Source organism: Phascolarctobacterium succinatutens, assembly GCF_958453765.1.
Classification (GTDB): Bacteria; Bacillota; Negativicutes; order Acidaminococcales; family Acidaminococcaceae; genus Phascolarctobacterium_A; species Phascolarctobacterium_A succinatutens_B.
The window spans coordinates 37,070-60,893 of the sequence record NZ_CAUDZA010000012.1 but is presented as its reverse complement, the minus strand read 5'-3'; the positions used below and the strand labels follow the sequence as shown (position 1 = coordinate 60,893).

The window sequence follows — 23,824 nt, the reverse complement described above, 5'->3', positions numbered from 1 at the left end:
AAAAACCGACCTCCTAAAATTAGATTTTTAGGTCTAACTTTAGGGGGTCGGTTCATGATGGTAAAACTTCACTGGTTTTTATGTTTAAATCTGGAGTTAGCCCAAGCCTCGTTGATGAAGAAGTTGCTCGATATCGTAAATGGGATCAATAGTGCTTTTGAAAAGAGCATCGTTTAGGCGGCATATGTACATGTACTCCTGATCCTCGTATTTCTTTAGGAGGTCTTTGTTGTCTATCAGAGCTTTACAATAACGTTGTTCAGAGGGTGAAGCTATTGTATAGCGGGCAATGCGATATGCAATATACATGCGTGTCAAAAAAATAATATTTGCCCTCATAACTTGGGTATAGCTGCTTACTCTTAGCTTTTCATCAATATATTTTTGAGGGAGTGGAAAATCATGTATAAGGTCTTTATGAGATCCAGAGTAATGCTCGCTAAAGCAAAAAGCAGTTAATTCTTTCTCTAACTCAAGGAGAAAATCTTCGTTGTATATTTTTGAAGAAAAACCAAGCATGAAATCGCTAGAAACAGCAAATAAATTACAGATACTCTTAAACATTTCGAGTGTCGGCTGGCTTTTGCCGCTTTCCCACGCAGTAATAGAGGGGGCTTTGATATCTAGAATCATTGCCAAATCTCTTGTAGATAATTTATATGCTGTTCTCAGTAATTTGATACTCTCACTAAAAGATAACATAATAATATCCCTTCATTGAATTCACATTTTTTTTACAATCTAAAGGTTGCGTTGATAATATAGCAATGCTAAAATATAACTAGCAATAACGTTAAAAATAATTTAGCACACAATAAAACCTAACTACAATAAATTATACCACATATCACAAAAAGGCACAAAAAGGAGGCAACTATGGAAAAGGAAAAATTATTTTACACGCTAAAAGAGATTAGAGAGGAGATATATGGGCAAGAAATATCTATAGCAACGCTTCAAAATATGGTACATACAGGCCAAATACCATCTATACGTGTCATGCGTAGGATTTTTGTGCCCTGCTGGTGGGTTAAGCAGCAAATAGCTTTGGCGAAAGGAAATAACTATGAAGGAGATTGATCGCTATAATCAAATTATTAGACCAATGTATGATTTGATAGATACAAAATACAATTTAAAAGAATACAATCATGAGTTAAGCATAGAGCTACATCAGTTTGTCGATTTTGTCGTTTGGTGGGCATCGAATAACAATACAGTTTCGCAAAAGATGCATTTTGTATCAGCGTGTGATTATTTTTATATAAAGGGGATTAAACGTCCAGGATCAAAAGATTACAATAAATTTTATGATTTTTTTCAACGTTTAAGCTTTGTTATACTTGATATATCGCGTAAGGCTGTGAACAATAAAGCTAATATACGATCAAGTATAGTAATAAATTTGGCTATTTTCACCGATGAAAATGATAAAAGAAAGGTTTGTGTGATGTATGAAATAAATCCATTTTTAATGCGGTATTATGACTGGATTGGGAGAAATTTATCTCAAAATATACTTATATCGATGAAATTAAAAAGAAAGTACTCGTATAAATTATATTTGTACGTACTCAGGCGTGCCATTGAAGCAAATGGTGTAATACGTGTTAGTTATGATGAGTTAGGGAGGCGTGTCGGAAGAAATGAGAATGAAGAAAATAAGGCATTTAATCGTTACTTAAGGACTGCTATTGGAGAAATAAACAAGATTGGTGATAGCTACAATTATCATAATTTTACGATATTAATAGATAAGAAACATAATAATCAGATTACCATTAGAATTTCGAATTTCCGCAAGGCAAGCAAATTCGGAGAGGAGGTCGGTATAAATGGTGAGACGAGCAAAAGGTGAAGGATCTATAAGATATGACAATAAGCATGATCGTTATATTTGGCGATTGAAATTTTTAGGAGAGGATGGGTTAAAGCATGAGAAATATTTAACAGCTAAGACCAAAAAAGGGTTGCAAGAAAAAATTAAGGAGTATCAAAGTAAGAAAGAGCTTAATATATCAGATGTAAAATTAGCTGATTGGAGCAGTAATTGGCTTACGGTGATAAAACCCACTATTAAAATAAGCACTTACGATTATTATGATATGTTTCTTCGCAATTATATTAATCCTAATTTAGGAGAGAAGAAGGTGAAGGATTTAACACCTATAATGCTACAGGAGTTTTTTAACCAAATGGTTGGTGAAATTGGTAAAAAAGGCAGGCCATTATCAGCAACTACAATTAACGGTATGCGAAGAACGTTAAAAACATGCTTGGAATATGCTGTAAAAAATGGAGTCATAAGAATGAATCCAGCTGCAACTACTAAGCCGTTAAAAAAAGCAGATAAAAAAGTAATTGCTTTATCAAAAAAACAGGTAATAGCGTTATTAAGTGCTGCATCTAAAGCAGATTATATTTATACTGATGTCAAACAGGATTTTATAGAAGATGAAGAGAAAAAGTACTTACGAAAGTGTTATTACTATGCTATTGCTTTGGATATTGCTACTGGAATGAGAATAGGGGAGCTATTTGGTTTAACTTGGGATGATGTTGATTTTGATAAATTTAATATTATGGTTAGAAGAAATTTGCAGCATAGATCTAACGGTAGAGAACTGGGAACATTAAAAACGATAAGGTCTCAAAGACTTATCCAAATAGATGAAAAAACAATCAACTTGCTGAAAGAATGGCGGGAATATCAGAACCGTTATGCAAAGCAATACCATTCGATTTTTGATAATGACATTAATTTGGTTTTTACAAATAGTTGGGGAAAAATGTACAATCACACTAATTTTTATCGCCGTTATTGGCGAAAATTAGTTAAAGCAGCTGGTTTACCAGAAGGGTTTAATTTTCACGGCCTGCGGCATACTCATGCAACGCTGCTGTTGCTAGCAGGCGAAAATATTAAAGCTGTGAGCGAACGTCTTGGGCACAGTTCGGTCTCTACAACGCTTAACATATACTATAATCTGGTGCCAAATCTCCAAAAACATGCTGCTGATACATTCGCAAAATTAGATTTGTTATAATGTAAATACTTGGTCTGAAGGGAGCGATATTATATGAAACGATTAGTGTACAAACAAGATATTGATAGGTTTGTAATTAAAGGAGAAGCGGAAGGAGACGAACGAGAACTGCATTGTGGCAACACATTTGAATTTTTGATTGGAGAGCACTGGGTAAGGACCACAATAGAAATGCAGTGGTTTTGTGGCATTGGTAAATATTACCTTACGACGCTAGCGCTATCGTTGAAAAATATTGTTACCTATAAAGTACCGGTACGATAAAATAGATGAATTAACCAAAAACAGTATTAATAAAATCAATATAGCATAGCTGAATGTGTTGTTGTTTTTTAGTGTGTGAGCTACAATATTAGTATTAAGGAGGAACGCAATCATGTTAAATGAACTTATCTTTTTTGAAGCACGTATCTTTAGAATGTTCTGCGAAAAATTGCAAGTTTTGCCTACTGCTACTAATAAATTGTTTGAGACGTATGGTGTATGGAAGTATATTGAAGATACGTATGATATGTTAAGGTTAAGTAGTGACGAGTGTGCTGTTAACGATATTTGGGAGATGTTAAAAGTGAATGGTATTAAGCTTGAAGGTGAAACTTGTAATAAACCAGAAACTGTTAATGATAAAATTATCGAACAAAAAATGTTTTGTGCCGATTTGATTCTAACAGATGCTATTATGGATATGGCTGATGAAGAAGGGATCACATTGCAAGAAGCTAGAAACAAAATTATAAATTCTAATGCTTATACAGCCCTATATGATTTTGAAACTGGATTATGGGAAACCGGGCCAGATTACTTTAGGGATTTCTATAAAACGTGTAGTATAAATGAATAAAAGCTTTAATATTGAGCCCTAGCAACTATAAAGCTAGGGCTATTTTTATACAACGATATTTCAAAAATCCCTTGATATGAGCAAACTATTGTGTTAAAATGAATCAGATGAGTAACGAATTTTGCGTGCTCTTCCTAGCGCGTAGCGTTAGGCGCACTTACGCGTTTCCAATACCAAGGCTACGCCTTGGTGGAAACGCAGTGCGAGGATGCTAAAAATAATAAAATATAACACAATCCTTAAGCAAGGAGGATGAGGACCATTGGTCCCTCATCAATTGCAGATTATATCTGCAGGAATTGCTTAAGGATTTTTTGTTTTTGAAAGAAGAAAGCAGACATGGCAACCTATCATTTAAGCCTTAAAAATGGAAAAGTGGGTACTGCAGAGCAGCACGCAGATTACATATTGCGTGAAGGACGCTACAGCGGGGGAAAACGTGCGGAAGAATTGGTCTATAAAGATGCCAATCTCCCGCGTTGGGCTATGTCTGCATCTGCCTTCTTTGCGTGTGCTGATAGATATGAACGTGCTAATGGCAGAGCTTATACAGAGTTCGAAATAGCTTTACCAAATGAACTAACGCATAAAGAAAACGAAAAGTTAGTAAATGATTTTATTACTACCCATATCGGGAATAATAAAGTGTGGGCATATGCTATCCATAGCAAGCCTGCTACATTCGACGAGTCACAAGAGCAAATACATGCACATATAATGATTTGCGAACGTATTGTAGACGATGAAATGGTAAAAGCCAAATCGCCCTCTAAATTTTTTAAAAGATACAATGCTAAAAATCCTAAAAATGGTGGCTATCAAAAAGATAGAAGATTTTCTGGATATACAGAAAGCAAAGATAATTTAAAATTGATTCGTCAATCCTGGAAAGACATGATTAATGCCGAATATAAAACTCATGGAATAGATAAAGTTGTATCCTGCAAAACTTTAAAAGCGCAACGTGATATAGCAGCTGAAGCAGAAGATGAAGATATGGTTGAATTTTTAAACCGTACTCCCCAGGAACATCTTGGCCCGGCTCTCGCATATAAAACCAAAAAAATCATTGAAGAAAATGGTTATGATCAAGATAATATCGACAATACCTTGGACAAAATTTATCAAATTAGTGCCAAGGCTTTTGGCGTTATTATAGATAAAATTCAAAAAGCACGTAAAGCTGCTGAATTAAAATACAAAAAACAAATTGAGTTAGAACGTAAAGAAAAGGAATATAGTGAAAAACGATTAGCCGAACTTACTATGTCCGGCGAAATCATCAGAAAAGATTTTGTAAAATTACTTGGTTCAGTTAACAACCAAATAAAATATAATGAATCTGCAATTATAAGAATTGAAAAAACAATAACTCCGATTGATCAAATGCCAAGCAAGGTACTTAATATTATGACCAGCGGCAGATTTGAAAAATTGCAAAAAGAAGGTGAAGCAATAATCAGCCTTAAAACTAGACTTAAAGAAATCTTAAGACTATACGGTCCCAAAGAATCTATGCCCAATAATATACGAGCAGAATATAACGAAAAAGGACGAGCTTACAAAATCCTAAAAACTGATTATGAAAAACAAGATGCGGAAATACGCAGCTTCATCAGCTCCGAAGCGGGTGATAAATGGTATAAAAAATTAATGAAAGAAATGCTTGAACAAAATAAAGACATGGAAAATCAAAAATTAAATAGCGAATACAAAGAATTACGAAAAGAAATCATCGAAGTTGGCAGAAAAATAAACCCACACCTGCATTACAGAATGAAATCTAAATATCGGGCTCCAGAACTTGGCAATGGAGCATCAGCTATATTTGACGCAAGGAATGATATAAATAATCTGTTACGCAATATCATTAATGCCGGCAGGGAAAATATAAAACAAAATAAGATGACTGTGGATTTAAGTAATAAAACCAAGAAAAATAATGGATGGGAATTTTAGCTTTAGCAAGCGTATTATTATAGTTATCTATGTTAGTATTCTAACTATAGTTATATCAATAATTGAAGTTATAAAGTTAACTACAGATATATTAATAATTAACGTTATAACACTAATTATTGGTATATTCATAATTAAAGTTATGATGTTTATGTTGCTATATAATATGTATACAATGGACTGATGTATCATGCTCTGCTATAATAAAGGCAAGGAGGGGATGAGATGGTCGAACAGGTATTAATGATGCTTTTATTTGCTGAAGGATTGATAGGATGTTTATTGGCAATTCGCTATTTTGAGCTAAAAATGACATTCTCATCGTACATTTGTATTAACAAATCTGGCTATGGCATTTTTTGGAGAAAAAGTAAGCTAGAAAAAATATACGATATCGTTTTATTTTTGATAAGCTTAGCTTTATTCATACTCCCAGTAAAAATGCAGATTTATACTGATATTAATTTGTTGTATAAGCTGTTGTTTTTAGATTTTGCTGTAATATTTATACTTGCTCGTATGAATGTTGTATTCAATACAACTTTAGTCCATAATGTCCTCTTGCATTTGTTGATAAGAATTGAAAAAGAGGATATTGTGAGACGATTCACCAAATCAGAGGCTGAAGAGATTTTAGCTGATTATAGAAAAACCTTGCCATGGTACAATGAAGGACTTACGATACTTGCATGCACTCCGCTGTTAAACAAGCTGTTATTGGAAGAGCTACACTACGTAAAGTATAGATATTGTGGGCATTGGTGAGTTTGGTAAATATAGCGCGTTGGTATACATGAACAAATTCACTGATTTTGTCTTACATTCTTGAAGCAAAGGGGGGCCTATAACTATGTTAGCTATAAACTACTCTACTCTAAAAAACAATTTAAAAGATTATTGTGATGAAGCAAGTGATAATAATCAAACTATTATTGTTACTCGTAAAAAATCAAAGAGCATTGTTATTATGAGCCTTGATAATTATAATCAGCTTATGAAAAATGCCCGCAATGCAGAATACCTTGCTAAGCTTGATAGAAGTAAGGAGCAAATCAAGAGCGGCTTTGGTGAAGTACATGAAGAAAAGAACCTTTAGATTATAGTAATAAGCCAAAACAATAAAAAACTAGGCGATATTGTCGAAATCAAATTAGTAGAGTTGGTATGAAAATGCCGACTCTTTTTTTGCCCAGCGGTGTACCCTTATTAAATATTTTTCGAATGAGTGCTCGAAGCTGTTGACTTAAATCGTAATTATAAATATAATATTATTGAGTTGACGTAATTGAGGTGAGTGTATGGATTACATGACTGAACTTACCGCTATTGCAAAATCGCATGGCGGAATTATCAAAACAAAAATAGCAGCACAACATGGCATATCCAAAGCAATGCTTTATAAGTTGTGCAAAGAAGATAAAATACAACGCATTGTAAAAGGTCAGTACATTCTTCCTGATGATATGCAGGATGAGTTGTTGACAATCAGTAATCGTTCTGAAAGAGTAATATTTTCTCATGAAACAGCCCTTTACCTTCATGGGATTTCAGACAGAACCCCATTCGAGCATACGGTTACAGCACCGTCCGGTTGTATTCCATCTGCAGCAATCAAATCTGAATGCAAGGTATATTACATCAAACCCGAATTATTTGAGCTTGGCAAAACAACGATGAAGACATCTGCAGGAAATGATGTTACCGCATACGATCTTGAACGCACGGTCTGCGATATAATCCGCAGTCGCAACAAGTTGGGAACAGAAACTTTCCTTGCGGCATTAAAACTGTATGCAGCTAACCCAAAGAAAGATTTGAACAAACTAAACTCTTACGCAAAAAAGATGCGAGTGTCTAATATCCTGCGTCAGTATTTGGAGGTGCTTCTGTGAGTAAAGCAATGAGTCTGAAAGCGAAAATTCGCAATATTGCCAAGCAGAAAAATATTCCTGCACAGGTCATTTTGCAGAACTATATGTTTGAGCGTTTGCTTGTCCGTTTGTCTGCTTCTGAATACAAAGAAAAATTTGTATTAAAGGGTGGAATGTTGGTAGCAGCGATTGTTGGTCTCGACAACCGCGCAACGATGGATATGGATACTACGCTCAAAAACCTTCCTTTAACACCGGAAGCAATTCGCAGTGCGTTGGAAGACATCTGCAGCATCGCATTCGATGACGGCGTTGTGTATGAAATTGGCACAATCTCTCCCATCCGTAAAGATGACATTTACGGCGGATATCGTGTCATGCTAAATGCCAGGTTCGATATTATGCTAACACCGCTTAGCATTGATGTATCCACCGGAGACGTAATTACGCCTCATGCGGTGCAGTACAATTTCTCCGAGATTTTTGATGACGAGAAATCATACGAGCTTTGGGCATACAACATTGAAACAGTTATGGCGGAAAAGGTGGAAACCATTTTGCGACGCGGCATATTCAACACCCGTCCAAGAGATTTTTACGATGCCTACATACTGACTACAACGCAGAAATTTGATATTACGGTCTTTGAGGATGCATTGAAAGCAACGGCAAATCACCGCGGTACTACAAATCAGATTGCAGATGTTCCAAGTATTCTTCATAACATTGAAGAAAGTCCGGAACTCAAAACGATGTGGGATAAATACCGCAAGCAGTTTTCCTATGCAAAGAATATTACTTACGAGCAAATTATGGATTCCATAAAGGCTTTGCTCAAATATTAAGCATGTAGATAATATTCGGAGGGGAATAGCATGAATAACGACATTCTTAAAAGATATATTGATGATCAACCTACAAAGATTATAACAAAGCTCGATTTTGCAACAGGAAAACTTTCCTATGATAAGATTGTTCGTAAGCGTCAAACAGGCACCCGTTAAAACGTCCCCATATGAAAAAAGACCGCCGCCGGCGGTCTTTTTTCATATTCAAATTATTTCACTCTCGTAAATTGCAAGAACAAGTTGCAGCAACATTAGCAGGAGCAGTTTTTACAGGTAGGGCTTGAGAAATCTCAGCAAATACAGGAGCAGCAACAGATGTACTTGCTTGTACTTCTGTAGAATATGATAAAAAAGTAGAAATCTAACATAGTGTTCAAAGGCTGGGGCTTGCCCCAGCCTTTTCTATCTTCGCTCAGCATTGGCTATAACTAAGTATTGCAAATCCACCACGCGCTCAGATGCATGAAACACGGCACTCTAAATAGGTCAGCCAAAAGAAAAGCTCGTAAAAGCAGGCTATTATGAGTTAGCGAGCAATTACGAGCTTAAACATATATAAATTTAAAGCTCCTTGTACTAAGGATATACAAGGCGATGTGAGAGATTTATAGCCTAAATAATGAGCATGTTAATCTGCTTTTTGCTGTTGCTGCAGCTTAGCGTTTTTCGCTTGCTCTTGTTTGTAAGCTTGTTCAAAGAAAGCAGCACGCTCTTCAGCCAGCTTCAATCTAGCTTCAAAGTTTTCCACTTCTTCAGGAGTGTAGGAATATAGTATCTGCATAGGAATCACCTCTTTCGTAATAAATAAAAAAGCACCTGTCAAGCTCGACAGATGCCACTGGCTCACACAGCCAGGCACGACCTCAACGCGTATGCGAAGCTACCCGTGCAACTAAATCAATTATATCATTAGAAGATATTAAGAGCAAGAGTATTTTGGCTACCCATTGACATATCAGAATGTAGATTTCCATAATACCTTCCCGTCTTTTTTGATGTTTTGGAAAAACGGTGCAATATTACCCCATTCATTAAATTGCTTATTGTATATCAGGAGCACGGATATAACTTTATTGTATTTTAGTTCTAAATCTACAACAAAGTCAATCATCTCATCGTGCATTTTATCCGTATAATCGTCGAGAATTACCGCTATATCTATATCTGATTCTGATGTTGCGGTTCCTCGTGCGAGAGAGCCGTATAATATTATTTCTTTGACATTGGGAGCAGTGAAGATTCGAAGTAATTGTGGTATAAGATCAGAAATAATCATGTCTATGTTATTCATCGCACATTTCCCTTACTGTTATTATAACTTTTCAAGATAATTATAGCATTATAATGAGTATTATGGCAATTAAGTAGCGCAGCTGGCACAGTAAGTCAAGAGCTTTTCAGCTGCGCTTCGCTTCGCTGAACTCTGCTCTATGACTTAATGTGTCAGCCACGCTGATGATTTAGGCATCTTAAAATAAAAGGAAATGTCTAAAAATGTTAAATTTAATCCAACCAACCGTACCGACATTAGAGTACCCAAAAGCACGTCAAGCGCATAAAGCACTTGGTAGAGAAGATCGCTTTCTGGCCCACATGCATTGCACACATAACCCGTTTATACGTCATGTATTGAAGCTTAGGCAGTATGGTCGCTGTCCTGCATGTGGCAAGCTAATTAGTCCAGAATCACAAGCTAATGTACATCATCTCAGTTATTTGCGCTATTGCGGATCTAGAACAAGTGAAATCAAATGCTTTTTTCCTAGAGACAATGGCATGATTTACGCGATGACACCTAATTGTGAGCTATGCTATTATGATTGTCCGGAAAAAGCCGAAGCATACTTGAATAATCTAGTACTATTGCATAGTGATTGCCATGACAAGCTGCATAAAACCCATTGTGATTATTAGCAATAAAGTTATATTTTGATTTCACTAGAATGAAAACTCCTGTTCCTCCAGAATACATTTCAGCGCTTCCAGTTCGTCCTTGCTAAGCGTCAAGCCTTTGCTCATCTTGTCATGTTCTTGGGACCATTCCATAATGTTGTACTTAGGCTTACGCCAGTTCTAGGACATAAGGTTATCATCATTTTTTGGCTTCAGTTATAACTAACCTCAACCCTTTTTATTGGTGCAAGAAACTTCTGAGGTTCAATATACAGATTATCCAAAATCGGTAATAAATCTATATAATCCTCGTCTAGTTTATCTTCATTTTTATTCTTACATAGTACAACTATATAGCCATTATCCCATTCTAAAACTTTTATATATCTTTCTAATCGTTTTCCAGTCAAAAAAGTTATCACTCTATCACGAAACTTAAAAAAAGTGTATTCGCCTTTATTGCTTAAAAAAGCAGTATTTAACGTATTAGTCATAAGCAAACACCTCGATTAACTAACAATGCTTTAAGCCTTCCTTCTTGTTCAAAGTTTAGCACATACAAAAATTGATGTCAAAAATCTTTAACAGGCAATCCTTTCTCGCCACGTATTCATAAATCAGTGACTTTTTGTACTCTGCAAGGATGTTTTTACCTTTTAAAATATGCAGTTTTAAAGTAACTAAGCTGGTTTTTGATGTGAGAAATTTAAGTGCAAAATAAAAAGAAAAATGTAAAGAATTTTTCTCGGGTAGCAAGCTACCCTGCAAAAAATTACGCTAGCGCGAACAGCAAGGAAAAGATAATACCGGTACTAAAATCAAAAATATTAATGTTAGCTTGCCCCCAAACCCCCAGAGGGGGCTTATCTAACAAGGGATAGGCTGAAATAAATACTCTTACTGTTGTGCAAATTGTGGCCCCACCCACGCCGGTGGGCACCCCAATTGTCTGGGAATTGCGCGTTGTCTACCTATTGTCGCTCTAATATAGGTGTTAATGCTGTCATTAAATTTAAAGTTTGCTTATAATTGTGCTATATATGGAGAAATGATAGCTTATATACACCATATATTGTGGGTAATAATGCTAGAGGAGAGAGGCTTGAATTCGTAATCAGTAGGTCGCAGGTTCAAATCCCGTCAGTAGCTCCATTAAAAAATCAAGCACCCATGCGGGTTTCGCGTGGGTGCTGTTTTTATGCGCGGGTAAAAATAATGCTTGTTGGTTGCAATTTGGTTTCAATTTCGCTTTGCGGTAACAGAGAATTTGGCTAGAAAATAGATGCTCTGCAATAAAAAAGCCGTTGGTCAAACCAACGGCTTAGTAAATTCTGGTGGAGATAAGCGGGATCGATCCGCTGACCTCTTGAATGCCATTCAAGCGCTCTCCCAGCTGAGCTATACCCCCATATTATATATCTATCTTACAAAAGAGAGCGGTGTTTGTCAAGTAAGCAAAACATTATAAATACGCAAAGTAACGTATGAGCAGAAAAATTTCATACAGTATAAAACAGATGTACTTTTAAAATTACTATATAATTTAATTTCCTGCCTGATGCTATAATGTAAAATAAAAGCCTAGAATCTGCGGGGAGGCAGCAGCTGCTAAGGAAAATATATTGTGCATAATTTATTTCGCAAGCTTAATGATAGTCCGGGCGGAATTTTAGTCAAAAATTTGACTAAATGCGTGAAAAGTATTAAAATATAAACGTTGTATTAGCTTCGTAAAAAATAAAAGCATAGCAGTTTAATAGATATTAAAAATAAAAGGAGTATCAGGATGAGTCAAAATTTCTTGGAGCGATGTAATGAGAAAATGCAATCAATATATGATTGTTGCGGAAAAAAAGTAAACGAATTGTATGCTAAGCTGGCAGAAGAAGTGCAATCATTATATAATCACTGTAAAGCACAGGCAAGCGAACTGGTTGCCAAGCTGTTAGAAAAAGTGCAGTTATTATACAATGGCTGTTTAGAAAAAATAGTTGCGATTGTTGCTCAGGTGAAGGCCGTAATAGCTGTTGCCGCAGCTGTTGCAAAAATTCAACTGACTATGCTTGAGCGTCGCGTGCGTCTGCATGTTATGAGCATTGTGAATAAGCTGCAGGCTAAGCAGCAGGAGATTGTCGGACGTATGAAAGCACGCTATCATGCGCTGCTCAGTACTTGGCGCCGCAATCAGCATTTTACCTTCTGGTTTATTCCGGCAGACGGTCAGAATATCGCTAAAACCCATGTAAAAAAGACTCATTTGAAATATGCTTTGACAGCAGTTGCTTCATTCCTTGTTTTTGTGTCTTGTACTATCGGTGTACTGGCTCATTTTGCTGTGCAAAACGAGCAGCAGAAGCAGGAGCTGGCTGCTTATAAGCAGACTAAATCCGAGCAGGAGCAGACTATCAGACAATTACGCCTGATGGCAGAAACCAACCAGAAAAAGCTGGCAGCTTTGTCTAAGCTGGAAGATCAGGTTCGTAGCCAGATGGAAAAAAGCGGTGCACAGCTTCCTCCTAAGAGCAATGCTTCCGATTATGCAGGTCAGGGCGGTCCTGTATTGGGTTCCGCTAATCCGGCAAATATTGTGCTGGAGCAGGAAAAGAACATTGGTCTTGAGGCCGATGCTAAAAAGGCAGATTTGGAAAATTTGCTGAGCGCTATTGAAGCTGAGAATTATCGTCGTGAGGTTACTCCTAGCCAATGGCCTACTAGCGGAGGTTATATTTCCTCTTCTTTCGGCGGTCGCGCTAATCCCTTTGGCGGTTATGGCCGTGACTGGCATCCTGGTATTGATATTGCTATTGATTATGGCGAGCCGGTTTATGCCAGTGCAGCAGGCTATGTACAGCAGGCAGGCTGGTATGGCGGTTATGGAATTTATGCACGTATCAACCATGATTATGGCTACCAGACAGCCTACGGACATATGAGCAGAGTTGTCTGCAGTGCAGGCCAATATGTGAAAAAAGGTGAGATTATCGGTTATGTCGGTAGCACCGGTTATAGCACCGGTCCACATCTGCATTTTGAAGTTATTCATTATGGCGAGCAGGTTGATCCTTCCAGCCTGATGTAATTGTGACTGATAATCAGATATTGAAAATTTTAAGTTCGTCGTGCTTTGTGCGACGAACTTTTTTTAAGCAAAAAAGAAATAAATTTCAGAAATATTATTTACATATGTTCTGACAAATGCTACAATGAGGGTGACGAAAGGAGCGGATAAACTATGCTTACGTTAGAAATGTTGGAAAAAATGCTTTTGGCAGCAGCAGTTGAGCTTGAAGAAAAAAGTAAAATGCTGTGTGAGCTGGACAGCGTAGCCGGTGACGGTGACCATGGCGTTACTATCGCGCGTATGGCAGAGTCCATGAAAAACAAGGTAGAAGCGCATGACAGTGCTAATATTAAAGATTTACTTGATGATTTGAGCATGGCTTTTATGAACAGCAACGGCGGCAGTGCAGGACCTTTATGGGGCACTGTTTTTGGCGGACTTGCCGATGCTGCACCTGAGGATGCTAAGGAAGTTTCTTTGGAAGAGCTTCATGCTATGCTGGCTCAGGCTAAAGAGGATTTTGAGGATATTTCCAAGGCTAAAATCGGTGATAAGACGATGGTTGATGCTCTGTATCCCGCACTTGAAGCAGGTATGGCTGCCGAAGGTGATGCGAAGGCTGTCTTTGCTGCTATGGGCAAGGCTGCAGCCGAGGGCGCAGAAAAAACTGCTGACATGGTAGCACGCTTCGGTCGTGCCAAAAACGTCGGTGAACGCAGCCTGGGTACTAAGGACCCCGGTGCAACGTCTATTTCTATTCTGCTGACAGCGATGGCTGCGGCAATTTGATTTGCTGATAAAGCGCAAGCTTAAAAAACAATAAAATAAATAAAAACGGAGGCGTCATTATGCAAAAATTCATTAACAATCCGGAAAATCTGACAAGTGAATTATTGGAAGGTCTTGTGTTATCTAATCCTGATATCATCACTCTGGAGCATGGAAACCTCATTGTAAACAAGAAATTGGCAGAGGCAGACCGCGTAACCATCGTAACCTTGGGCGGCACCGGCCATGAGCCCGCTATCAGCGGCTTTGTCGGCGAAGGTATGATTGATATTTCTGTTGCAGGTAATATTTTTGCTGCACCCGGCCCTCAGGCTTGCGTAGAAGCAATTAAGATGGCTGATAAAGGTCATGGCGTACTTTTCGTTGTACTTAACCATGCAGGTGATATGCTGACCGGCAACCTGACCATGAAACAGGTGAAAAAACTGGGCATCAATGTTGTTAAGGTTGTAACTCAGGAAGATGTTGCCAATGCTCCGCGTGAAAACGCTGACGACCGCCGTGGTCTGGTTGGCTGCGTTCCTCTGTACAAGATTGCCGGTGCTGCAGCTGCTGCAGGCAAATCCTTGGAAGAGGTTGCTGCTATTGCACAAAAATTTGCTGATAACATGGCAACTATCGCTGTTGCTACTAAAGGTGCTACTCATCCCGCAACCGGTATGGAAATCGCTCATATTGCCGAAGGCACTATGGAAGTCGGCATGGGCCAGCATGGTGAAGGCGGTGGCGGTACTCAGCCGATGAAATCTGCTGACGAAACAGCTGCAATTATGATGGACGCTCTGCTGAAGGATCTGGACGTAAAAGCAGGCGAAAAGCTGATGGTTGTTATCAACGGCAGCGGTGCTACTACTCTGATGGAACAGCTGATTGTTTTCCGTGCCTGCCATAAGCTGTTGGCAGAAAAAGGTATTGAGGTTGTGGCAAGTGCTGTAGGCGAAATACTTACCGTACAGGAAACCGCAGGCTTCCAGATGTTCATTGCGCGTATGGATGACGAGCTGCTTGGCTACTGGAATGCTCCGTGCCGCACTCCGTACTACAGAAATTAAGCAGGTGACTGAATATGGCAGATAAAGAAGGTAATGTACTGGCAAAAGATTATGGCATCGGCATTGCTCCGCCGGAGCGTCCGTTCCCGGTAAAGGGACACGCATCCGCAGGCTGGGGCATGCAATCTCGTCTGGGACAGATTTTTGCTGATGACGGCCGCACTATTATGCTGGCTTTTGACCATGGTTATATTATGGGCTCTACCGCAGGTCTGGAACGTCTTGATCTGACAATTCCGCCGCTGATGCAATATGCGGATTGCCTGATGGCAACAAGAGGTGCTTTGCGTACCTGCATTCCCGCTAACCATCACAAGGCTGTTGCTCTGCGCTGTACTGCTGACACCAGCGTACTCAAGGACGACATGAGCTTTGGCAATGTGGGCGTAGAAATTGAAGATGCTATCCGCATGAATGCTTCCTGCATGGCAGTTCAATGCTTTGTAGGCTCGGCTGGCGAGCTTGACTCCCTGCGCAATTTGTCTTATTATGTAAATATGGGCGAACGTTTTGCAATTCCTGTTCTCGGTGTTGTAGCAGTTGGCAAGGAGATGGAGCGTACCACGCGTTATTTCTCCCTGGCTACACGTCTGCTGGCCGAAACTGGCGCACATATCATCAAAACCTACTATTGTGATAACTTCGAACAGGTTACTGCGGCTTGTCCTGTACCTATCGTAATTGCCGGCGGCAAGAAAATTCCTGAGCGTGATGCACTGGAAATGGCTTACCGTGCCGTAAATGAAGGCGCTGCCGGTGTTGATATGGGACGTAACGTTTTGCAGGCTGCCGCACCGAAGGCAATGCTGCGTGCAATCCGTATGGTTGTACACGAAAATGCAACGCCGGAGGTTGCTTACCATGCTTATGAGTTATGGCAGAAGGATGTGGATTAAATGAAAGAATTTATGCATGTCGGCGTACCGACAACTGTTGCAAGAGAAGGCGAAATTTATGCTGAAGGCATAAAGACACATCTCATTACTCCTGATACCAATGAATTTCATATTGAATACCTGCGTTTCGACAAAGATACTCCGTTGCCGGAAGAGCTGCAGACCTTAGTGCATGTAGCTTATAAGGTTGATGACCTTGATAAGCAGCTGGCAGAAAATAAGGTTATCGTTGAGCCCTGGATGGCTGATGAGCATACCCGCATTGCTTTCATCATGAAGGACGGTATTCTGTTCGAATTAATGGAAGAAGTTAAATAAATGCTATCGGTTCATGAACGGGCACAGCTTGTAGCTGCTGCCCGTTTATATTATGAAAGCAATCTGACGCAGGCGCAAATTGCACAACGCTTGAACGTGTCACGTCCATCTGTCAGCAAGATGCTGGCAAGAGCGCGTGAGCTGGGAATTGTGCATATTGAAATCCGGGCCGGAGATGAGGGAAAGGCGGATTTGCTGCAGCGTCTGCAAGCTAAATATGCCTTGGCCGGTGGCTGTGTGCTTACGGAGGAACAGGACGTATTAACGCAGGTTATGCATTATCTTATGGCTGAAACAACGGCTGACAAGAGCCTGGCTCTGGGCTGGGGTTATGCCTTGGGTGAAGTTGTACTGAAGGCTGCGGACTGCAGCAGCTATACGCAGGATGGTATGGTATATCCGCTGATTGGTACGGCGAATTTTCCTAATAAGGGCTATCATCCGGATGAGCTGGTGAAAATATGGGCAAGCGCCTGTGGCAGAAGTTGCTATATGCTTGGCTGCAGTGCCTTTCCTGATTCCGAGGAGGAACGTGCGGAGCTGGAAAGCAGGTCCGTCTATCAGCAGCTTTTGCAGCAATGGCAGAGCTTGGATGCAGCTGTTGTGGCTATCTGCGGTTATCCTGGAGTGCCTGATGAAGCAACGGCAACCCGTTTCGGTGATGCATTGGAGCAGCAAAAGGCTGTGGGAAGCTTTTTATCATATTATTATAATCAGCGCGGCGAATTCATCAGCGGTAACAATGATTACTGTCTGCATATTCCGCTGGCGCAGCTGCGCCGCTGCAAGAAGCTGATAGGCATTGGCTTGAATGTCGGTAATAAGGCGTTATTGGGTGCTTTGGCAACAGGTCTTTTTACGCATCTTGTTATCAGCGAAGAGCAGGCTAAGGCTTTGTTGAAATAATTTCATTGAGGATTGACTGCCTCACACTATAGGTGTGGGGCAGTTTTGCTTTTTACAGCAGAACATGTAACTTTTTATACAGTAAATATACATTGAAAACAGAAATGAGGAAATTTTTTCAAAAAACTTTACAAATAAAGTATAAAAGCATAAAATAACCCTAACTACATTTATACGAAATTTGTAGCATGGAAGGATGGTAGAAAATGATTTCTCTCAAAAGCAACAAAATTAAAGCATTGGCAGCCGGCCTGATGCTGACCCTCGCCTTGGGGGCATTAGGCTGCGGCGGTGACAAAAAGGAAGCAGGCGCAAAGGCTGAAAAAGTCAATGTCGGCATTGTTCAATTGGTAGAGCATGAGGCGCTTGATGCAGCTAACAAGGGCTTTGTTGACGGCTTGGCATCGAAGGGCTATAAGGAAGGTCAGAACATTACTTTTGACAAGCAAAATGCGCAGGCTGATCAGTCTAATCTGCAGAACATTGCTCATCGCTTTGTAAATAATAAGGTTGATTTGATTTGTGCTATTGCAACTCCTGCGGCACAGACTGTAGCAAATGTTACCAGCGATATTCCTATCGTTGCAACCGCGGTAACCGATTACAAAACCGCTAAGCTGGTTAAGGACGACGCTAAACCGGGCACTAATGTAACCGGTACAACTGATATGAACCCTGTTGCCGAGCAGCTGGATTTACTGCTGAAGCTGGTTCCTAATGCTAAAACCATCGGCACAATTTACTGCTCCAGCGAGGTTAACTCCCAACTGCAGGTTGAGCTGCTGAAGAAGGCTGCAGCTGCTAAGGGCATTACCGTAAAGGAAGCAACTGTTTCTACTGTTAATGATATCCAACAGGCTGCCCGCAGCCTGGCAGGTGATGTACAGGCAGTATATGTACCTACCGATAATGTATTGGCTTCGGCTATTCCTACTCTGATCAGTGTAACCGAGGAAGCAAAGCTCCCTGTTATCTGTGCTGAAGGCGGTATGGTAAGAGCCGGCGGCTTTGCAACTCTGGGCGTTGATTATTACAAGCTCGGCTTCCAAACCGGTGTGATGGCTGCTGATATTCTGAGCGGTAAAGCAAAACCGGCTGATATGGCTATTCAGGCACAAAAAGAATTTAAGCCTACCATCAATCTTAAGGAAGCAGCTAAGATTGGCTTGAAGGTTCCTGAAGATTTGCTGAAGGGTGCAGAGGTTATTAAATAATTAAAATTCGGAGCCTGCCGTTAAAAAAGCAGGCTCTTTTTTCGCTAAGAAGATTGGGAGGAATTGGGAAATGATTAGTTTGCTGATACCTACAGTGGCACAGGGCTTGCTGTGGGCTTTGATGGCTCTTGGTGTGTATGTGACATTCCGAGTGCTGGATATTGCTGATTTGACGGTAGAAGGCAGCTTTCCGCTGGGCGCGGCAACAGCTGCTTCCATGATGGTTGCAGGCTTTGGGCCTTTGGCCGCACTTTTGGGTGCTTGCGTTGCGGGTATGCTGGCAGGTATTATAACCGGCATTTTGCATACTAAAATGAAAATACCTGCTCTGTTGTCCGGTATTTTGACCATGATTGCTTTGTATTCCGTTAACCTGCGCATTATGGGCAAGGCTAACTTATCCCTGCTTGGTGTGGATACTACCTTTAAAATCGCCAAGTCTATGATGGACTTATCAATGGCGCAGACAACGCTGGTGGTTGGTTTGGCTGTAACCGTTCTGGTGGGCTGCTTCATGTACTGGTTCTTTGGTACGCAGATTGGCGCTGCTATCCGTGCTACCGGCTTCAACCAGCAGATGATACGTGCTCAGGGCGTAGATACTGACGTAACGATTATTCTTGGCTTGCTTATCAGTAATGCTCTGGTTGCTGTTTCCGGTGCTCTGGTTGCGCAGTCCAACGGCTTTTCCGATGTCGGTATGGGTACCGGCACAATCGTTATCGGTCTGGCATCCGTTATTATCGGCGAGGTGCTTTTCGGTACACGCAGCTTTAAAAACTGCCTGATTTCTGTAGTTTTAGGCTCTATTGTTTATCGTATTGTAATTGCAGTTGTACTGGCTATGGGTATGCCGCCAAATGATCTGAAGCTCTTTACCTCAGTGCTGGTAGCAATTGCTTTGTCCATGCCGCTGATTAAAAGTAAATTCGGTGCCAGAAAGGCGGTGCGTTAAATGCTGCATGTAGAACACGTTTCCAAAACATTTTTCCCGGGAACTATCAATGAAAAGAAGGCTCTGCAGGATTTATCTCTGCATCTGGAGCCAGGTGATTTTGCTACAGTTATCGGCGGTAACGGTGCCGGCAAATCTACTACGCTGAATGCGATTGCCGGTGTTTTCCCGATAGATAAGGGCAAGATTATTATTGACGGTGAGGATATTACCAAAAAGCCGGAGCATAAGCGTGCTAAATATATCGGCCGTGTATTCCAGGATCCTATGCTTGGTACTGCTGCCGGTATGATGATAGAAGAAAATCTTTCTCTGGCGGCCCGCCGCGGAGAAACTCCCGGCTTGGGCTGGAGTCTTTCCAGCGATCAGCATGACCGCTTTTATGAGCTGCTGAAGGAGCTTGATTTAGGTCTGGAGGACAGAATGACTGCTAAGGTCGGTCTTTTGAGCGGTGGTCAGCGTCAGGCACTTACCTTGCTGATGGCAACGCTGAAAAAACCGAAGCTGCTGCTGTTGGACGAGCATACGGCAGCACTTGACCCGAAGACAGCGGCGAAGGTGCTGGCACTTACGGAAAAAATCGTAACCCGTGATCAGCTGACAACGCTGATGATTACCCATAATATGCGCGATGCTTTGCGTTACGGCAACAGACTGATTATGCTGCATAACGGCAGGGTAATTATCGACGTTAAGGGAGAAGAAAAGCAGCATTTGCAGATAGCCGATTTGCTGGATATGTTTGAAAAGGCAAGCGGCTCCGAGATGGCAAGTGACCGGTTGCTGCTTGGCTGATAGCCTAAAATTCTTGGGGGTAGACATAAGTTTACGATAGGTAAACAAGAGTACCATAAAAAAAGAATTTTAGCATTTCACTAGAAATTTAATAGCTTCATAACTAAAATATAGAGGAAAGTAAATAAAATATACGAAAAAACTCTTGCGAAATCTGAAAAACGTGGTAAACTTTAAATAAGTGCTTTATTAGTTTAAAAAAATTTGTTGCAAGTAAACCGAAAGGCGGTGCTAGGAAATTGCAAGAGGAAATTAAACTTATTGGTCGCAGAATCCGTTTGCTGCGTACCGCAAAAAATCTGACACAAACAGGGTTGGCAAAGGAGATGAGGATTTCCCAGACACACCTGTGTAATATAGAGTGTGGCCGTGTTCCTGTAACTCTGCCCAATCTGCTTAAGCTGCATAGCTTATTAGAGTGCAACATGAGCAGTTTCTTTGTTGATTTAGATGAACAGGCTGATGCCAAAGATAAAGATATCAGCTTGGAAGAAGTTCTGCAAATTGTAAAGTTGTTAAAACAAAAAGGTTAAGCACTTCTGCTTTACGAGGAGAGAGAGAATTTTAAATAGCCGGTGCAAGGTGAGTGAGAGTTCCTTGCACCGGCTATTTTTTATTTACTTTAAAGTTGGGCATAGCATTGCTTACTCTGTAATCTGCTTTGTGCTATAATTAAAAATAGCAGTTAAGGAATTCTATATCATACTATATATAAAGCGTTTGTTGATAGGAGAATAATTATGGCTACAGTAAAAACACAGGCGCACTGCCTGCTGGCCGGTGCAGCAGCTGCCGCTGTCTGCGCCTGGCCTTGGGCGCAGGGCAGTTTGGCGGCTGATTTTATACATCATACGGCATTGGCTGCGACGATTGGCGGCTTGGCTGACTGGTGGGGTGTGACGGCGCTGTTTAAACGTCCGCTTGGCATCAATGCGCCGGGTACGGATGTATTGCGCAATAATTATGAGCGCCTGACGACAGGGTTGGCGGATTTTGTGAGCAATGACCTGCTGACAGCGGAAAATGTTATGCAGGCTGTCGGCAGAGAAAATTTTGCCAAGCTGCTGTTGGCACATTTTGCGCAGCAGCAGAATGTGGAGCGCCTGTGGCAGATGGTACGTCCGTTGGCGCAGCATGCGCTGCGCTCGCTCAATACCGAGCGTGCAGAACAACTTTTGCTTTCGGAGCTGCCTAAGTATATTGCCAGCCTGCGTATTCCGGAGATTCTGGCGGACGCACTGCAGAAGGCTGTGGCCAACGGCAGCTTTAACGGTATTTGGCAGCTGCTGGCGCAGGAGGCCAAGCAGATTCTGCATAAGCCGGAATTTACCGCTTTGCTGGAAGGGCTGACGCAGATGGCGGAGGAAGAATACAATAAGGACAGTCTGCTGCGTAATTTGTTTGTGAGCGGGCAGGCAGCAAAGCTGGTGCCGCTTTTTGTGCAGGAGCTGGAAAAAGCTTTGGACGCATTGGCAGATCCTGACAGTGAGCTGCGGCGGCAGATTGATAACTGGCTGCTGGCACGCATGGAGGATTATCGTCATGATATTGCTTTTGCGGACTGGCTCAACAGCAAGCTGTCACAGCTGGTAACAGCGAAGGCACTGGCTTTTAAGGAGCTGCTGCAAACGCAGGACGTAGATATTTTATTGACTCTGCTGCAAAAGAGGCTGCAGCTGCTGGCTGACAGCGAGACGGAGCAGAGCAGGCTGGACGGTGCGTTGAAGGAGCTGCTGCTGCAGGCCTTGGCAATGCAGCATGATACAGTATATGATTTGGTTTTGGCTAAGCTGCATAGCTATGACAGGGATGTATTGATTGCGAAAATGGAGCAGCGCGTGGGCGATGATTTGCAAAATATCCGCAAGAGCGGCACCTGTATTGGTGGTTTGATGGGAGCGGTGCTGTTTATTATTGCGACGATGGCAGAAAGGCTGGTGGGGTAGGATGAATAGCCTGAAAAAACATTGGACATATGCAGACAGTGCTTTTCTTGCTTCCGGTGCAATCTATCTGCTTTTCTTATATCTCAGGCTGCATTATGCCGGGTTGTACATGGGGCACTTCGGCGAGCTTAAGTGGGATTGGCTGATTTTGGGTTACTATATGGCGGAAGCGGCGCTGATTGGCAGCTTTGCGGATTGGTTTGCCGTGACTGCTGTGTTTAAGGTGCCCTGGATATGCCGTCTGCTGCCGTTTATGGCCAAGCATACGGCGATTTTGCCGCGTAGCAGAGAGGGTTTTGTGCGTGGCTGCAGTCAAATGGTACAGCAGGAGTTTTTGACGAAAAAGGCCTTGCTGCTGCAAAAAAAGCAGCTGGTAATTCTGGATAAATTTATAGTTTATCTGGAAAAGCCGGAGAACAAGGCGCGTTTGCAGGGGTTGCTGACCAATTTTGCCGAAGGCGTTCTGCATAAGCTCGATACGCAGGCTTTAAGCAGGCAGCTTGAGGGTAAAATAAAAACAGCCTTGGCTGACGTAGAAGCCAACGAACAGCTTGATAAGCTGTTTAAAGCCTTGGCTGCACAGCGTAGGGATGAGCAATGCTACGAATGGCTGCTGCAGCAGCTGGTAGCACTGGCGGAAGCTCCCGCTATCAGAGAGCGTGTTCGCCGAGAGCTGCAAAAGCAGGTTGAAAAGCGTGGCAGCGAAGGCTTGTGGAGCAGTATTAAACTGTGGGCTGCCAAAAAGCTGGATGTTGTTAATGTTGAAGATGCAACAGATGCCATTTGCCGTGCCTTGGTGGGAACTGCTCACCGTCTGCAGGATGATGAGCAGTGGCGCTCTTGGCTGTATGCACAGCTGCAGCGTGTTGCAGGCAGTGTTTACGGTACGCAAGCGTGGCGTGAACTGGTGCAGTCACTGCAGAATCGTGCTTTGCATGATATTTCTCTGCAGTCTGCCTTGAAGCAGCTTTTGGATAATATGATTAAGGCTCTGTGCCGTCCGCTTGCACAGAAAGGCGGCGCAGCAGCGCAGCCGACAATTCTGCTGCAGGCTGTGCAAGAGGCGTTGGAAACTATTGAAACGGATTTACGTTCCGACGCACAGTTTAAGGCTAAGGCAGAGGCGTATCTGCAACATATACTTGGCTTAGGCCTGCTGCAGGCTCAGACAATGCTGGGCGATATCGTGGAGCGAATTTTGCAGGCAATGGCCGATGAACGTTTGACAGAGATGGTACGCAGTAAGGTTGATACCGATATGCAGCGCATACGGTTGAATGGTACGGTTATGGGTGCTTTTTTGGGGGCTGTATTTTATTTGCTCAAATGCGCTTGGTGAGTAAGGCCGGCGATAAAGCACCATATACTTTGTCACGAATACCTTGTCGTAGCAGTAGTACGCCGACGGCATTCGTTCCTCAAAACTTAAAAGT

At 41.4% G+C, this 23,824-nt stretch carries 27 protein-coding genes and 1 tRNA gene; 23 read left to right on the top strand and 5 right to left on the bottom strand.

What is annotated here, in order from left to right:
* Nucleotides 1–96: 96 nt before the first annotated feature.
* A complete protein-coding gene (locus Q7Q81_RS06505) occupies nt 97–702 on the bottom strand; it encodes a helix-turn-helix domain-containing protein (protein WP_304274603.1) in 606 nt (201 codons plus the stop codon).
* A gap of 174 nt (nt 703–876) precedes the next feature.
* On the opposite strand from Q7Q81_RS06505, the gene Q7Q81_RS06500 reads away from it, so the two are divergent.
* The 11 genes from Q7Q81_RS06500 (at nt 877) to Q7Q81_RS06450 (ending at nt 8,722) form a co-directional block, all read left to right on the top strand.
* A complete protein-coding gene (locus tag Q7Q81_RS06500) occupies nt 877–1,080 on the top strand; it encodes a hypothetical protein (RefSeq protein ID WP_304274599.1) in 204 nt (67 codons plus the stop codon).
* A complete protein-coding gene (locus tag Q7Q81_RS06495; protein WP_304274597.1) occupies nt 1,067–1,858 on the top strand; it encodes a hypothetical protein in 792 nt (263 codons plus the stop codon). The genes Q7Q81_RS06500 and Q7Q81_RS06495 overlap by 14 nt, the downstream gene beginning before the upstream one ends.
* A complete protein-coding gene (locus Q7Q81_RS06490) occupies nt 1,836–3,047 on the top strand; it encodes a tyrosine-type recombinase/integrase (RefSeq protein WP_304274594.1) in 1,212 nt (403 codons plus the stop codon). Before Q7Q81_RS06495 ends, Q7Q81_RS06490 begins: the two co-directional genes overlap by 23 nt.
* A 33-nt stretch (nt 3,048–3,080) precedes the next feature.
* A complete protein-coding gene (locus Q7Q81_RS06485) occupies nt 3,081–3,311 on the top strand; it encodes a DUF5348 domain-containing protein (protein ID WP_304274591.1) in 231 nt (76 codons plus the stop codon).
* Nucleotides 3,312–3,423: 112 nt separating this feature from the next.
* Entirely contained in the window at nt 3,424–3,888 is a 465-nt protein-coding gene (locus Q7Q81_RS06480) for a DUF3791 domain-containing protein (RefSeq protein WP_304274586.1), read from the top strand.
* 339 nt (nt 3,889–4,227) lie between these two features.
* Nucleotides 4,228–5,847, top strand: a complete 1,620-nt coding sequence (locus Q7Q81_RS06475) for a MobA/MobL family protein (RefSeq protein ID WP_304274584.1) — start codon at nt 4,228–4,230, stop codon at nt 5,845–5,847.
* A gap of 225 nt (nt 5,848–6,072) precedes the next feature.
* Entirely contained in the window at nt 6,073–6,612 is a 540-nt protein-coding gene (locus Q7Q81_RS06470; RefSeq protein ID WP_304274582.1) for a hypothetical protein, read from the top strand.
* 85 nt (nt 6,613–6,697) lie between these two features.
* On the top strand, nt 6,698–6,943 hold the full coding sequence (locus Q7Q81_RS06465; protein ID WP_304274580.1) for a type II toxin-antitoxin system Phd/YefM family antitoxin: 246 nt from the start codon (nt 6,698–6,700) through the stop codon (nt 6,941–6,943).
* A gap of 202 nt (nt 6,944–7,145) precedes the next feature.
* Nucleotides 7,146–7,739 carry a type IV toxin-antitoxin system AbiEi family antitoxin domain-containing protein gene (locus Q7Q81_RS06460; protein ID WP_304274578.1) on the top strand — a complete coding sequence of 198 codons (594 nt, stop codon included), beginning with the start codon at nt 7,146–7,148 and terminating at the stop codon, nt 7,737–7,739.
* A complete protein-coding gene (locus Q7Q81_RS06455) occupies nt 7,736–8,563 on the top strand; it encodes a nucleotidyl transferase AbiEii/AbiGii toxin family protein (protein WP_021720925.1) in 828 nt (275 codons plus the stop codon). Before Q7Q81_RS06460 ends, Q7Q81_RS06455 begins: the two co-directional genes overlap by 4 nt.
* 30 nt (nt 8,564–8,593) lie before the next feature.
* Nucleotides 8,594–8,722: a hypothetical protein gene (locus tag Q7Q81_RS06450; protein WP_293725049.1), complete on the top strand. Its 129-nt coding sequence runs from the start codon at nt 8,594–8,596 to the stop codon at nt 8,720–8,722.
* A gap of 472 nt (nt 8,723–9,194) precedes the next feature.
* On the opposite strand, the gene Q7Q81_RS06445 is transcribed toward Q7Q81_RS06450, so the two are convergent.
* The 4 genes from Q7Q81_RS06445 to Q7Q81_RS06430 form a co-directional block, all read right to left on the bottom strand.
* The gene (locus tag Q7Q81_RS06445; RefSeq protein WP_304274576.1) at nt 9,195–9,347 is read right to left on the bottom strand and encodes a hypothetical protein; all 153 of its coding nucleotides are present in this window, start codon (nt 9,345–9,347) and stop codon (nt 9,195–9,197) included.
* A 174-nt stretch (nt 9,348–9,521) separates the two neighbouring features.
* Nucleotides 9,522–9,857 (bottom strand): nucleotidyltransferase domain-containing protein, encoded by a 336-nt coding sequence (locus tag Q7Q81_RS06440; RefSeq protein WP_304274574.1) that lies wholly within the window; start codon nt 9,855–9,857, stop codon nt 9,522–9,524.
* An 814-nt stretch (nt 9,858–10,671) separates the two neighbouring features.
* A complete protein-coding gene (locus Q7Q81_RS06435; RefSeq protein WP_304274571.1) occupies nt 10,672–10,953 on the bottom strand; it encodes a DUF7724 family protein in 282 nt (93 codons plus the stop codon).
* 838 nt (nt 10,954–11,791) lie between these two features.
* Nucleotides 11,792–11,867, bottom strand: a tRNA-Ala gene (locus tag Q7Q81_RS06430).
* A 480-nt stretch (nt 11,868–12,347) separates the two neighbouring features.
* On the opposite strand from Q7Q81_RS06430, the gene Q7Q81_RS06425 reads away from it, so the two are divergent.
* The 12 genes from Q7Q81_RS06425 to Q7Q81_RS06370 all read left to right on the top strand — a co-directional run bounded on the left by Q7Q81_RS06425 (nt 12,348) and on the right by Q7Q81_RS06370 (nt 23,730).
* The gene (locus Q7Q81_RS06425) at nt 12,348–13,538 is read left to right on the top strand and encodes a M23 family metallopeptidase (RefSeq protein WP_304274570.1); all 1,191 of its coding nucleotides are present in this window, start codon (nt 12,348–12,350) and stop codon (nt 13,536–13,538) included.
* A gap of 153 nt (nt 13,539–13,691) precedes the next feature.
* Nucleotides 13,692–14,309, top strand: coding sequence for a dihydroxyacetone kinase subunit DhaL (dhaL, locus tag Q7Q81_RS06420; RefSeq protein WP_304274568.1), 618 nt, complete (start codon nt 13,692–13,694; stop codon nt 14,307–14,309).
* Nucleotides 14,310–14,368: 59 nt separating this feature from the next.
* Nucleotides 14,369–15,361: a dihydroxyacetone kinase subunit DhaK gene (locus tag Q7Q81_RS06415; RefSeq protein WP_304274566.1), complete on the top strand. Its 993-nt coding sequence runs from the start codon at nt 14,369–14,371 to the stop codon at nt 15,359–15,361.
* A 14-nt stretch (nt 15,362–15,375) separates the two neighbouring features.
* The gene (gene lsrF, locus Q7Q81_RS06410; protein ID WP_304274565.1) at nt 15,376–16,257 is read left to right on the top strand and encodes a 3-hydroxy-5-phosphonooxypentane-2,4-dione thiolase; all 882 of its coding nucleotides are present in this window, start codon (nt 15,376–15,378) and stop codon (nt 16,255–16,257) included.
* The gene (locus tag Q7Q81_RS06405; protein ID WP_304274563.1) at nt 16,258–16,575 is read left to right on the top strand and encodes a hypothetical protein; all 318 of its coding nucleotides are present in this window, start codon (nt 16,258–16,260) and stop codon (nt 16,573–16,575) included.
* On the top strand, nt 16,576–17,481 hold the full coding sequence (locus Q7Q81_RS06400; protein ID WP_304274561.1) for a sugar-binding domain-containing protein: 906 nt from the start codon (nt 16,576–16,578) through the stop codon (nt 17,479–17,481). It begins immediately after the preceding gene.
* Between the two features lie 206 nt (nt 17,482–17,687).
* Nucleotides 17,688–18,695, top strand: coding sequence for an ABC transporter substrate-binding protein (locus Q7Q81_RS06395; RefSeq protein WP_304274559.1), 1,008 nt, complete (start codon nt 17,688–17,690; stop codon nt 18,693–18,695).
* Nucleotides 18,696–18,768: 73 nt separating this feature from the next.
* Nucleotides 18,769–19,650 (top strand): ABC transporter permease, encoded by an 882-nt coding sequence (locus Q7Q81_RS06390; protein ID WP_368502116.1) that lies wholly within the window; start codon nt 18,769–18,771, stop codon nt 19,648–19,650.
* Complete coding sequence (locus Q7Q81_RS06385) at nt 19,651–20,445, top strand: ABC transporter ATP-binding protein (protein ID WP_021720385.1); 795 nt, start codon at nt 19,651–19,653, stop codon at nt 20,443–20,445.
* 239 nt (nt 20,446–20,684) lie between these two features.
* A complete protein-coding gene (locus tag Q7Q81_RS06380; protein WP_304274556.1) occupies nt 20,685–20,978 on the top strand; it encodes a helix-turn-helix domain-containing protein in 294 nt (97 codons plus the stop codon).
* 207 nt (nt 20,979–21,185) lie between these two features.
* Nucleotides 21,186–22,391 carry a DUF445 domain-containing protein gene (locus Q7Q81_RS06375; protein WP_304274554.1) on the top strand — a complete coding sequence of 402 codons (1,206 nt, stop codon included), beginning with the start codon at nt 21,186–21,188 and terminating at the stop codon, nt 22,389–22,391.
* A 1-nt stretch (nt 22,392) separates the two neighbouring features.
* A complete protein-coding gene (locus Q7Q81_RS06370) occupies nt 22,393–23,730 on the top strand; it encodes a DUF445 domain-containing protein (protein WP_304274552.1) in 1,338 nt (445 codons plus the stop codon).
* The last annotated feature ends 94 nt before the right edge of the window (nt 23,731–23,824 follow it).

Coding starts and splice junctions, on each gene's coding strand:
- Q7Q81_RS06405 (WP_304274563.1), top strand. CDS start 16,258: ATGAAAGAATTTATGCATGTCGGCGTACCGACAACTGTTGCAAGAGAA.
- Q7Q81_RS06440 (WP_304274574.1), bottom strand. CDS start 9,857: ATGAATAACATAGACATGATTATTTCTGATCTTATACCACAATTACTT.
- Q7Q81_RS06400 (WP_304274561.1), top strand. CDS start 16,576: ATGCTATCGGTTCATGAACGGGCACAGCTTGTAGCTGCTGCCCGTTTA.
- Q7Q81_RS06475 (WP_304274584.1), top strand. CDS start 4,228: ATGGCAACCTATCATTTAAGCCTTAAAAATGGAAAAGTGGGTACTGCA.
- Q7Q81_RS06500 (WP_304274599.1), top strand. CDS start 877: ATGGAAAAGGAAAAATTATTTTACACGCTAAAAGAGATTAGAGAGGAG.
- Q7Q81_RS06415 (WP_304274566.1), top strand. CDS start 14,369: ATGCAAAAATTCATTAACAATCCGGAAAATCTGACAAGTGAATTATTG.
- Q7Q81_RS06505 (WP_304274603.1), bottom strand. CDS start 702: ATGTTATCTTTTAGTGAGAGTATCAAATTACTGAGAACAGCATATAAA.
- Q7Q81_RS06395 (WP_304274559.1), top strand. CDS start 17,688: ATGATTTCTCTCAAAAGCAACAAAATTAAAGCATTGGCAGCCGGCCTG.
- lsrF (WP_304274565.1), top strand. CDS start 15,376: ATGGCAGATAAAGAAGGTAATGTACTGGCAAAAGATTATGGCATCGGC.
- Q7Q81_RS06480 (WP_304274586.1), top strand. CDS start 3,424: ATGTTAAATGAACTTATCTTTTTTGAAGCACGTATCTTTAGAATGTTC.
- Q7Q81_RS06490 (WP_304274594.1), top strand. CDS start 1,836: ATGGTGAGACGAGCAAAAGGTGAAGGATCTATAAGATATGACAATAAG.
- Q7Q81_RS06445 (WP_304274576.1), bottom strand. CDS start 9,347: ATGCAGATACTATATTCCTACACTCCTGAAGAAGTGGAAAACTTTGAA.
- Q7Q81_RS06435 (WP_304274571.1), bottom strand. CDS start 10,953: ATGACTAATACGTTAAATACTGCTTTTTTAAGCAATAAAGGCGAATAC.
- Q7Q81_RS06375 (WP_304274554.1), top strand. CDS start 21,186: ATGGCTACAGTAAAAACACAGGCGCACTGCCTGCTGGCCGGTGCAGCA.
- Q7Q81_RS06470 (WP_304274582.1), top strand. CDS start 6,073: ATGGTCGAACAGGTATTAATGATGCTTTTATTTGCTGAAGGATTGATA.
- Q7Q81_RS06465 (WP_304274580.1), top strand. CDS start 6,698: ATGTTAGCTATAAACTACTCTACTCTAAAAAACAATTTAAAAGATTAT.
- Q7Q81_RS06495 (WP_304274597.1), top strand. CDS start 1,067: ATGAAGGAGATTGATCGCTATAATCAAATTATTAGACCAATGTATGAT.
- dhaL (WP_304274568.1), top strand. CDS start 13,692: ATGCTTACGTTAGAAATGTTGGAAAAAATGCTTTTGGCAGCAGCAGTT.
- Q7Q81_RS06385 (WP_021720385.1), top strand. CDS start 19,651: ATGCTGCATGTAGAACACGTTTCCAAAACATTTTTCCCGGGAACTATC.
- Q7Q81_RS06370 (WP_304274552.1), top strand. CDS start 22,393: ATGAATAGCCTGAAAAAACATTGGACATATGCAGACAGTGCTTTTCTT.
- Q7Q81_RS06450 (WP_293725049.1), top strand. CDS start 8,594: ATGAATAACGACATTCTTAAAAGATATATTGATGATCAACCTACAAAG.
- Q7Q81_RS06460 (WP_304274578.1), top strand. CDS start 7,146: ATGGATTACATGACTGAACTTACCGCTATTGCAAAATCGCATGGCGGA.
- Q7Q81_RS06485 (WP_304274591.1), top strand. CDS start 3,081: ATGAAACGATTAGTGTACAAACAAGATATTGATAGGTTTGTAATTAAA.